General features: G+C 45.5%; 10 protein-coding genes. 1 reads left to right on the top strand and 9 read right to left on the bottom strand.

Translation table 11 applies throughout. The features are described from left to right. Positions 1-77 precede the first annotated feature (77 nt). Both YC6258_RS07940 and YC6258_RS07935 read right to left on the bottom strand, forming a co-directional pair. Positions 78-1,313, bottom strand: coding sequence for a GGDEF domain-containing response regulator (locus tag YC6258_RS07940; RefSeq protein ID WP_082070605.1), 1,236 nt, complete (start codon positions 1,311-1,313; stop codon positions 78-80). A gap of 248 nt (positions 1,314-1,561) precedes the next feature. Beyond that, positions 1,562-2,449: a LysR family transcriptional regulator gene (locus YC6258_RS07935; protein ID WP_044616528.1), complete on the bottom strand. Its 888-nt coding sequence runs from the start codon at positions 2,447-2,449 to the stop codon at positions 1,562-1,564. A gap of 107 nt (positions 2,450-2,556) precedes the next feature. On the opposite strand from YC6258_RS07935, the gene YC6258_RS07930 reads away from it, so the two are divergent. Next, positions 2,557-3,330 carry a ferredoxin--NADP reductase gene (locus YC6258_RS07930; protein ID WP_044616527.1) on the top strand — a complete coding sequence of 258 codons (774 nt, stop codon included), beginning with the start codon at positions 2,557-2,559 and terminating at the stop codon, positions 3,328-3,330. 54 nt (positions 3,331-3,384) lie between these two features. On the opposite strand, the gene YC6258_RS07925 is transcribed toward YC6258_RS07930, so the two are convergent. From YC6258_RS07925 to YC6258_RS07895, 7 genes are all read right to left on the bottom strand, one after another. Further along, positions 3,385-4,236 carry an ABC transporter permease gene (locus YC6258_RS07925; RefSeq protein WP_044616526.1) on the bottom strand — a complete coding sequence of 284 codons (852 nt, stop codon included), beginning with the start codon at positions 4,234-4,236 and terminating at the stop codon, positions 3,385-3,387. A gap of 10 nt (positions 4,237-4,246) precedes the next feature. Next, entirely contained in the window at positions 4,247-5,488 is a 1,242-nt protein-coding gene (locus YC6258_RS07920) for an ABC transporter permease (protein WP_044616525.1), read from the bottom strand. A 91-nt stretch (positions 5,489-5,579) separates the two neighbouring features. Then, a complete protein-coding gene (locus YC6258_RS07915) occupies positions 5,580-6,632 on the bottom strand; it encodes an ABC transporter substrate-binding protein (RefSeq protein ID WP_044616524.1) in 1,053 nt (350 codons plus the stop codon). 198 nt (positions 6,633-6,830) lie between these two features. Further along, a complete protein-coding gene (locus YC6258_RS07910) occupies positions 6,831-7,937 on the bottom strand; it encodes an ABC transporter ATP-binding protein (protein ID WP_245627022.1) in 1,107 nt (368 codons plus the stop codon). Positions 7,938-8,621: 684 nt separating this feature from the next. Further along, positions 8,622-9,101, bottom strand: a complete 480-nt coding sequence (locus tag YC6258_RS07905) for a YbhB/YbcL family Raf kinase inhibitor-like protein (protein WP_044616523.1) — start codon at positions 9,099-9,101, stop codon at positions 8,622-8,624. Positions 9,102-9,199: 98 nt separating this feature from the next. Then, on the bottom strand, positions 9,200-9,940 hold the full coding sequence (locus YC6258_RS07900) for a dienelactone hydrolase family protein (protein ID WP_044616522.1): 741 nt from the start codon (positions 9,938-9,940) through the stop codon (positions 9,200-9,202). A gap of 711 nt (positions 9,941-10,651) precedes the next feature. After that, positions 10,652-11,458, bottom strand: a complete 807-nt coding sequence (locus tag YC6258_RS07895; RefSeq protein WP_044616521.1) for an ion transporter — start codon at positions 11,456-11,458, stop codon at positions 10,652-10,654. Positions 11,459-11,623: the final 165 nt, after the last annotated feature.

Genomic DNA, 11,623 nt, shown 5'->3' with positions numbered 1-11,623 from the left:
AGGAAGGATATGAATTATTACCATGAAACCATGAAGAATTTGCATAGCCGGGCGTACAATTCGACCGGCCAAGAAATTCAGATACTCAGCATGTGCGAGTCCGACAATAAAGAATTTTGATCTGGATAGCTCTTTTGCGCGCCACTGGAGAGCTCAACCACAATAAAATCAGACTGGCGATCAGGAGCCATGAGCAAAGACAGATCATCCGGCACGATGCCCGTCTCTGGTCGGATGTCACATATGACAATATCCGGATGGACCTGAGTGATGATCTCGTTGCATTCCTCCTGGTCAGACGAAGTAATAATGATGGACTTGGAGTTGAGTACCTTGCCGATGGATTTAATGGTCTCAGGCTCACGCGAGACAATCAGCGTGGTTTTCATTTTGTTACTTTGTTCAATAACAGCCTGGGCCCGTCCACGGTTTTTAGCCTTGTAAAGCTGTTCATCCGCTATTTTTATGCAATCCTGCAACTCTACCAGATTGCGGTCAGGCACTATAACGCAAACACCGATACTCAAGGTCACATGATCACTGACGGCAGAATATTCATGGGGAATAGCTGCCTGATCGATTGCGGCCATTATCTCATCGGCAATCATCTGCGCGCCTTTGGCGTCACAGTCCTGCAACATAATGATGAACTCTTCGCCACCAAAGCGCGCAACCAGATCGGTGGTCCGTCGAACAACTGACTTCAGTACTCTGGAAACCTGTTGAAGACAACTGTCTCCCTGCAAGTGACCGTAATTGTCGTTGTAAACTTTAAACTGATCGATATCCATCATCATGATGGCGACAGACAATGCCATACGTCTGGCTGTCTCAAACTGATCAACCGCACGCAGATTAAAATAACGCCGATTGGACAACCCTGTCAGCGGATCTGTTTCACTTTGTTCTGATAGTTTACGATTCAGTTCGTGAAGATTGGCCTGCATGTCAGCAATGCGTTGCATGGCAATGATTTTAGCCTGCAACAGCGTCTGACTGACCGGTTTAACCAGATAGTCATCACCACCGGCATCAATCGCCTTAAGCACACTTTCATCACTGGAATTACCCGTCACAAATATAATTGGGACCCAATGATCACACAGCGCTTCGCGAAACAGCATGGTAGTTTCATAACCATCCAGTCCGGGTAATTCGATATCCATGATAATCATATCAATGGACAAAGAACCGACCATTTGCAAAGCCTCTTCTCCTGACTTCGCAAAAACAGCACTATGTCCTAATGAGGCGATCATAGTCTTCATACCGGCTCTTAATGTAGAACTGTCTTCAACAACTAATATCTGCATAGGTCAGGTAAAAAAATTCCATATAGTTCCTTTAACTTTCCGCCTCGAAACCCAAAAATTTACCAGGCAGGTTATTGTTAACCTTAGCATTGAAATTCAAAAAAATCCGACAACTCTCTAGCATTTATTTAATTATTAACCTGACAATCAAATGTTCATTCAGTTGTGGTTTGACCGATGCAGGGACAGTCCAATGGTCACCGTTGGGCTAAAGGATCAGCGCTTGTGCAAATTATCTGCACAGAAAATTATTGCCCGGTATGCTGACGACACAGTTTCAGCCACTCATGCATTCCGGCACTCAAGTACTTTTGTTTATGCCAGACGAAATAAAAACGCCGGTAAAAGTCATATCCTTCCAGCCGCAGAGGAACCAAGCTTTTACGTTTAAAGGCTTCTACCAGTGTAATTTTTGACAGGCAGCTGATCCCCAGACCAGCCTCCACAGCCCTTTTAATCGCTTCGGTGTGCTGCAATTCAAGACAAATATTTAAACGGGGAAACACATCCTGAAGACAACGCTCAAACGTCTGTCGGGTGCCTGATCCGGGTTCGCGCATAATCCAGTCAGCTGCCAGTACATCCTGCATGTCGAGCTGAGGTCTGCTGGCCAGAGGATGATCGGGGGCACAAAATATCTGTAAGTGGTCCCCGGTCCACGGACTGACTTCCAGCTCCGGATGGCTGACTTCTCCTTCAATCAACCCCAGGTCAATTTCATACTGCAACACTTTGTCAACAACCAGACGGGTATTGGCAACGTCCAGGGAAACTCTGGTACCGGAATGCATTTCCATATATTTAGCCATCAACGACACGGCAATGTAATTGCCGAGAGTTAGGGTTGCACCGATTCTGAGATTACCCGGTCGATTGTGACCTTCAAGGAACTGATCCATTTCCGCAGCATTTGCCAGCAGCGCTTCGGCCCTCGGTCGTAAAAGTTCTCCAAATTCATTCAACTTCAATCGCTTGCCAATGCGATCAAACAGTAAAACAGAATACTGTCGCTCCAGATCCTTCAGAGCTCCGGATGCCGCAGATTGGGACATAGAAAGGCTCTCTGCAGCCCTGGTGATGTTCTGATAACGGGCCGCCGCCGTAAATACCTGGAGTTGTCGTAATGAAAATTTCATGTCAATAATCGTTTTTTCCGATATATATTATCAATATTACTCATTTTTCCCATATAAAGTTTTCATATATAGTGCGGCGAATTTCTAACATATATGGGTATTAAACAATGGCAAAAATGGTTCAGGAAACGGTTACCCATGTGCATCACTGGAATGAAACGCTGTTCAGTTTTCGTACCACCCGTGGTGACTCACTCCGTTTTGAGAATGGTCACTTTGTTATGATCGGACTGGAAGTTGAAAGTCGTCCACTTATGCGTGCTTACAGCATCGCCAGTCCAAACTATCTGGAAGAGCTGGAGTTTTTCAGCATTAAAGTACCTGATGGCCCACTGACATCACGACTCCAGAAAATCAAAGTCGGAGATCCAATCCTGGTGGGCACCAAACCGACCGGCACTCTGATCAATGGTAATTTGCTACCCGGCAAACACCTTTATCTAGTTGCTACCGGGACAGGGCTGGCACCGTTCATGAGCATCATTCAGGATCTTGAGGTGCTTGAAAGTTATGACAAGATCATTTTGACCCATGGTGTCCGTTATACTTCTGAGCTGGCATACACCGACTTTCTGACCAAAGAGCTACCTGAGCATGAGTATCTTGGGGAACTGATTCGGGAAAAGCTGATCTATTATCCTACCGTCACCCGTGAGCCGTTCAGAAACCAGGGACGACTGACAGATCTGATGACCAGTGGAAAGTTATTTGCTGATATTGGCTTGCCCGAACCCACAGTTGCTGATGACCGCTTCATGATCTGCGGTAGTCCATCCATGCTGAAAGATACTGTCAAAATTTTGGAAGACAGAGGCTTCTCAGAAGCCAAGCAGGGTAATCAGGCAGAGTATGTAATTGAACGCGCATTTGTAGAACAGTAATTGCGATGCTCTGATCAAAATGGAGCTGGTCCTGCTCCATTTTGATCAAACAGGTTATACCTGCCCACCTCGAATTCTCTGCCCTCGGGCGCGCAAATATTCCATGGTAAACAGTAGCAGTGCGGATACCACCACCAATAATGTGGCAACAGCCAGAATGGTGGGATTGATCTGCTCCCGCAAACCGGAAAACATCTGTCTGGGAATTGTGGTCTGCTGAGGCCCTGCCATAAACAGCACAACAACCACTTCATCAAATGATGTCACGAATGCAAACAATGCCCCGGAAATAACACCGGGTCGGATCAACGGCATGATCACTTTTACAAATGTATAAATCGGCCTTGCTCCCATGCCCATCGAAGCATTCACCAGCGAATAATCAAATCCGGCGAGCGCAGCGTTAACCGTAACCACCACAAATGGCGTGCCCAGAGCAGCATGTGCAATGATAATTCCCAAATGACTGCCCGCAAGCCCGAACTTACTGTAGAAGAAAAACATTCCGGCTGCCGTGATAATCACTGGCACAATCATAGGCGATAATAAAACCGCCATAATGAGACGCTGATACGGCATTTTTGGATTGGTCAATCCGACCGACGCACAGGTTCCCAACACAGTTGCAATCAACGCCGATAAAATACCGATGTAGAAACTGTTTTTGATGGCCATCAGCCATTTTTCATCATGAAGGATTTCAGCATACCAACGCATGGAGTAAGCACCCGGCTGCAGCGAAAGCATCTCCTTGGTGAACGTGAAATAGGGTTCGGCATTAAACGATAACGGAATCACGACAATAATCGGCAGCATGAGAAATAACAATACCAGCCAGGCTGTCAGCTTAAGTCCATTGACGCCAAGTTTATGCCAGATCGTATAGTATTTGGGATAATTTGCCATATTTTATACCTCAACCCAGTTTCAGGTTGCTGACACCAACCAACCGGTCATAAAGCCAATACATCGCCAGAATCAATACCAATAGCAGAGACCCCAATGCTGCCGCCAGTTCCCAGTTATTGGAAGATTGCATATGGAATGCAATCAGGTTACTGATCATTTGCCCATCAACACCTCCAACCAGTGCTGGAGTGATGTAGTAACCGATGGAAATAATGAAAACCAGTAATGCCCCGGCACTGAACCCAGGAGTGGTCATCGGTAAATAGATACGCATGAATGCTGGTATCGGTTTTGCCCCAAGTGACAAAGCCGCACGAAAATAGCTGGGATCGATTCCCTTCATGACACTGTACAATGGCAAAATCATGAACGGCAGAAGAATATGTGTCATGGCAATAATAGTGGAAAATTGCGTATACAGAAGTTCCAGCGGTTCGGAAATAATATGCAATGACTGCAACACGGAATTGATCACTCCATTTGTCTGCAATAAGGCCATCCACGCGGTAGTACGTACCAGTAGAGACGTCCAAAATGGCAACAATACAAATACCATTAGAACATTTGCAGTTCTTTCCGGAGCATTGGCAAGATAATACGCTAACGGAAAACCTATCAGCCCCGTCAGCAAGGTGATATAAAGCGCGATTTTAAGACTCTTGACATAAAGATCGGTATAAATCTGTGTTTTCCGAGATACCACCCTCCCTTCGCCATTACGCTCCATATCAACAGCCGTCAGGTAATAAGCACCGGTGAATACATTTCCTGCTTTTTTGATGGAACGCCATAAATTGGGGTTAGACCATTGTTTACCGGCATCCAATAAAGCCTGATCTCCCTTGGATTGCAACTCAGCATCATCAAGCCGGCTCATTTTTCGGGCAGTGGATTTGATCAGACTGGACGCTCCAGGTGACGAACGGTTGATCTCTTCTGCCAATTTGCCAAACGTCTTATTTTCTACCAGCGTTTTCAGTTCACCGGCGAAAACCTGTAATGCATCCGGTTCGGGAATCGTGTTGCTGGTTTCATCCCAGGCTTTCAGTTTCTGCAGAGTGGCCGGAATCAGTTCCGCAACAGCGGGATGATATACGCTGCGAAACAACATGGTTCCAATCGGCAACACAAAGGAAACAACAATAAATAACAGCAGTGGTGCGACAAACAACAAAGCGGTTCGTCGGGCTTTTCGCTGAGTCCGGTCAAAGGTTCGTTTTTCTGCTTGTGTGAGTTCAACCCCAGACATCCAAATTTCCTAAATAATGTATGTTTTCTGTATCAACCGAAAGTCCGGGTTTTCTACAACCCGGACTGTCGTCGCTAATCGGTAACGTAGATTATTTCAGCAACCATTCATTGAATTTTTCACCCAATGACTCGCCATAATCGGCCCAGAAAACGCTGGACGCATGCATGCCTTCGTCAAGGTGAGCAGATGGCAGTTTGGATACCAGATCTTTATCAACATAAGCGTATGAAGACTGACGGGTTGGACCGTATGCAATAGAAGGCATAGCTGCCAGTGGTTTGGATCCAGTCGCAAAACGAATGAAGTCCTCAGCCAGTTTTTTATGTTTGGAACCTTTGACAATAGACCAGACGTCAAGATCGTACACATGACCGTCCCAAACCATTACAAACGGTTTTTTATCTTTCTGAATGGCATCAAAGAAACGTCCATTGGCAGACTGAACCATGACAGCACCACCATCATTGAGTAATTGTGGTGCCTGAGACCAGCTGTCAAACCAGACGATATCATTTTTGATACTATCCAGTTTGGCGAACGCGCGGGCCTGTCCTTCTTCGGTTGTCAACATGTCATATACTTTGTCAGCCGGAACTCCATCCGCCAGCAGAGCCCACTCCATATTCACCTGAGGACGCTTGCGCAGGGCGCGTTTTCCTGGAAATTTTTTGGTATCGAAAAAGTCCGCCATGGAGGAAGGATGTCCACCACCGATGGTTTCGGTGTTGTAGGCATATAAAATCGTCCAGACAATCTGAGCGACCCCACAAGGGTTTTCCAGAGCGGCAGGACTGAAGTCATCTTTAGCTGGCGTACCATCATCCCCTGGAGGCAGGGTATCCATAGGGAATTCCTCCAGCAACCCTTCGGAGCAAGCCCGCTCCACATCAATAACCTCCATGTCGATGACATCCCATAAAATGTTTCCGCTCTCTACCTGAGACTTCAGTTCTGCAACACCGCCGGAATAACTTTCAAACAACAGCTTGTTGCCAGTCTTTTCCATAAACGGTTCCAGCATGGATTTCTGTTGTACGTCACCGTAAGCACCGCCAAATGAAACAACCGTCATCTGCTCAGCCAAAGCCGGCAGAGTAGTAGCCGCCAGCGACAAAGCAGCAATTTGAGCAAATCTCTTCATATGTTACGTTCCTTTAGTCTAGTTATCGTTTTTTGCAGCTTGAGAAGATTCGCCGAACTTCAACAACCTGCCTGCGGAACATGGATGTTCCGACAGGATTGATAGTTATCACAGCATCAATCCTGAATGAAAAACAAAATCACATATTTTGTTTTCATGTTTTAAAACACTTTATCAACGAACGATGAGTCACTTTGATTACGGCTTATCCAAAGCCAAGCCGTTCTTAGTATGCCAAGTCAGTTCAGCTTTCTGACCCGCAATAAGATGCGGAGCTTCATGATCGTTCAATACTTTCACCATCAGTTCAGAACCATTCGCCAACTTAAAGAAATAACGAATGGAATCACCAACATATAACCGGGTTATAAATTCCGCCGACACAAAATTTTCATATCTTCGGTCTGCTGACACGATGAACAGTTTTTCAGGTCGTATGGTGAGGGCACAGGGCTGCCCCACGGCAGGACAATTAAGAGTGGCATCTGCATTAATGACTGAACCGTCAAAAAGCTTTATGGTTGCCACGCCATCGTTGATTTGCTGCACCGTACCAACGATATGATTGTTTTCACCGATAAAATCTGCCACGAAACTGTTCGCCGGGCGCTCATATAACTCTGCGGGAGGGGCACATTGCTGAACGACACCATCGTTAAAAACAGCAATACGATCAGACATTGTCAATGCTTCAGTTTGATCATGAGTCACGTAAATAGCGGTAAAACCAAACTGCTCGTGCAAACGTTTGATTTCAAACTGCATCTGCTCACGCAGATTTTTATCGAGTGCACCCAGAGGCTCATCCATCAACACAATGCTGGGCTCAAAAATCAGGGATCTGGCCAGCGCAACACGCTGCTTCTGTCCACCAGACAACTGCCCCGGATAACGATCGCCATAACGACTCAACTCAACCAGATCCAGTGATGCCTGCACGGCCGTATTGATGTCTGAGGAACTCATCTTGCGGACTTTAAGAGGATAAGCAAGATTTTCTGCAATTGTCATGTGGGGAAATAATGCATAATGCTGAAACACCATACCGATATTTCGGTGATAAGGTGCTATGTCCTGAACAGATTTACGGTTAATTTCAATACTTCCGCTTGTAACATCCTCAAAACCGGCAAGCATCATAAGACACGTTGTTTTGCCAGACCCTGATGGCCCTAACAGAGTAACGAATTCACCTTTTTGAATGTCCAGGTTAAAATCCTTAACAACCAGATTTTTGTTATCGTAGCTCTTCTTAACGTTCACAAACCGGACATACTTGTCATCTTGGCTAAGCACTGCCGTCACAGTAATACCTCTATTATTATGATTACCCTTACATAAAAGACATCTACGGCCCAACAATGGACAAAGTCTTTATTGGTTATGCATCTATTAACCTGGCAATTAAATATGTCGGGTTAATAGTGATGCATGGACACACCGAGGTGTCGGACCACACCATGGGTCTAAGCCCATGCGAGCCATCTAAAATCAAACGGTCCGACGATTCGGGATTTCGCAGATTTTAAAAGGCGACATTCAAATTGATCAGGAAGGTCTATTTGAATGCCAGGTTAATAGCTAGGCTGTTATACAACTTCCATGCCTAGATAGCCGAAACAACGCTTATAGTGTTTTCAACCAAATATCCCCGAAAAAAAACCATATTTGTTTTGCGGTTTCACAAAAAAAAGTTTTTTTGTACATCTGGATAAATTTCAACGCCCTTGAGATGTAGAAGTATCTGAACTTCTGGCCTTATGCACCCCAAATTGGTGCGCAATTCCTGTTCCAATCGGTAACAATTATGCAAGCACTCAAGTCAATAAGTTCTCAAATACACGAAGGCAAACACAGATACACGAAACAATAGCGTGCCGATGGAAGACCTTAATCATCCAATACAACAACCAGAGAAAAGAATTTATAGATTGGAAATACATTCGCCCTGAAGCATTTATCAGATTTTCAGGGCGAACAATAATCATTTCAGTCGCGCTGATAGGTACCAACCAAGCGATTCATACCAATAGCATAGGGTTCCACTGCATCCAACAATTGCCAGAGAGTCAATCCGGCAGGCAATTTTGGTGCATCTTTCAAAGCAATTACCCAAAAATAGTAATGATGAAGCCCATGACCATTAGGAGGCATGGGGCCGGTATATCCCGTGTTACCGGCGTCATGAACACCCTGGGTAAACTGGTCCGTTGCCTCCTCTAAATGGGTGACATCCGCAGGAATGTTGTACAGTACCCAATGAACAAAACCGTAACTGCCGCCCCGGGATATCAGAGGTGCATCCGGATCATGGCAAATGACGGCATAGCCGTTAGTGCCGTCCGGAGAGTTTTTCCAGGATAATGATGGCGACACATTTTCAGCCTCGCCGGTATGTTTTGCAGGTATTTTTCCACCATTATCAAAAGCATCGCTTTGAAGTTGCATTGTTGAAAGTGCAAAACCCATAAATAGATCTCCTATAATGAAACTCAGTAATATTCCGGTTCCCGGGCCAGAACATATGCTTCCGCCCATTCACCTGATGTTATTGAGAACGAATTCACTTAACGGCTCACCGTCGTCAGAAACTCAGTAAAACGCTGCCATGATTTTTCATCAGCATCTTTTCGGTATGAAGGCGCCCCAAATACTGTAAATGCATGAGGAGCACCACTGTAAGTGATCATCTCATGCTTAATGCCAGCCCGTTCAAGCTCTGTAGCCAACTGCGCAAATTGATCCATGGTAATAGCGGTATCTGCGGTACCATGAAGAATCAGCAAACTACCTTGGGCTTTGCTGTAATCCTGACCTTCGGGCGTTTGCAGACCACCATGAAAAGTCACATAACCCTTAGCAGGAACTCCGGAGCGCGCCATTTCCAGCACTGCGGCGCCACCAAAACAATAACCCATCACAACCAGGTTATCGATATTGCCTCCCTGGTCACCTGCCGTCTGTAATGCGCCATTCAGCAAGGCCCGCATACGACCACGATCCTGATATAACTCTCCAGTGTGCTGGCGTTTATCCTCGACGAGAGTCGGACGGATGCCGGCACCAAACAGATCTGCAGCAAATACCGAATACCCCATTTCTGCCAGCATATCGGCTCGCTGCGTTTCGTAGTCTGTCAATCCATCCCAGTCGTGAAGCAGGAGTACCAATGGCGCGTTTTTCCCTGCACTGACATAGTATCCCTGAAAGGGCTCATTCGCGATGGTGTAAGTTATGTCCTTTCCCGCTGCTGCGAACAGCACCGGTGAACACAAGATAATAATCAAGAAGGGCAATACATGTTTCATAATCCATCTCCAGTTACATTGATCAAAAACTCTGAAAACACTATTCGAAACAGTGCCAGTGTTTAATTTCTCAAATCTTCGTTACTGCAGAAAGACTCGGGCTAAGTGACGGACACGTCCCTGTGGACGATGCGCCTTAACCTGCACAAAACTGTTGTGCTTTCAGAGGCTCATTAAAATTGTGCTTATTCAGTGACTGCCAAATGTCCTAACCCGCATAGGCTTATATCAAGGTATTCGCGTAATCCAGTCCCATAAACATCAGCAACTGTGACTTTTTCAGGACCACCATCACCTACCGTGTAAGCCGGGACGATAGTCTAAAACGATTTCTGAGGTTTATGACAAGCTTTTTGCGCAGGATTTGCAGTAATGATGCAAATGGCGTATCCGGGAGCAGCCATCTTCACTGAAGATGGCCGAATGCCAAGGTATCACCTATTATTAATCCAACAACTAAATAGATCGTCCTGATCTATATTAATTGTCGCCCCAAGAAATCTGGCGGTGTTGCGCGAAACACCGAATCGTTGGACCGCTTGATTTCCAGTGGCTCGCATTGGCTGTGGCCAATAGTTTGGTCCGACACCTCGGTGCATCCCAGCATCACACTGTTAACCCGACATGTATACTTGCCGGGTTAACAGGCTGAAAATTGACATATGGCGCGAAAGAACCGCACATCTGGAAATCAGAGAACAAGGAAACGAGTTATTTAAGCCGTTCAATCAGGATATCGACTTTATGCTGCAACGCCTGAATCTGCTCTGCCATATCTGCACGCTCCTTATGAGCACTGGCCTGTTCACGTGCATTCTGCTCCGCACTCATGACCTCCAGTATCGCACCAACCATCATGTTCAGAAACACAAAAGCCGTCAGAAATATAAATGTCAGATAATAAATCCAGCTGAGCGGATAAGTATCCATGGTTTCATACATGACATCGGTCCAGTCCTCAAAAGTTGCCACCCTAAAAAGAGTCAACATGGAAATAGTGACATCTCCCCACAAAACTTCATTAATTGAATGAAAAAACAACGATCCTATCGCAGCATAGATATAGAAAATAATAAACATGAGTACGGCAATATATCCCATTCTGGGAATCGCCTTAAACAGCGAATTAATCAGAAAACGCAGATCCGGAATCACGGAGACCAATCGTAATACCCGGAAGATTCTTAACAGCCGACCAATCAGTACTGCGTCAGCATTCTGCAGAGGAATCAGACTGCCTACTACAACCAAGGTGTCGAAGATATTCCAACCATCGAGAAAAAATCGCTTTTTATTATCATGCACAATAAAACGCAAAAGAATTTCCACCAAAAAGAAAAACGTAATCGCGGTATCGAGTCCTTCAAGCACATGCTCGAAAACTGTTGGCAAATTATAGGTTTTGGCCCCGGTGGTCAGCGCGGACAATACAATAATTGCAATCACTCCGCCTTGAAATAACTTACTCGCCTCTACCTGTTTGAGGCTGTTAAATATCAGGTTTTGCTGTTGTGTCACTGATTGCTTCTCATGTTACGGTTAATACCAAAGCCATTAATTGTGATTTTCTCATTACTCTTCCCGACCTCCCCCACACCTTATAAAAAGCAAGGATATGGATTGAGGACCGATGGAATATCAACGAATGCAGGGAGCAACATTATGCCCATCCCCCCATGGATA

The sequence above is a fragment of the Gynuella sunshinyii YC6258 genome (assembly GCF_000940805.1).
In the GTDB taxonomy this organism is placed as follows: Bacteria; Pseudomonadota; Gammaproteobacteria; order Pseudomonadales; family Natronospirillaceae; genus Gynuella; species Gynuella sunshinyii.
The sequence above is the reverse complement of the archived record's forward strand: the minus strand, read 5'-3'. Positions and strand labels throughout refer to the sequence as shown.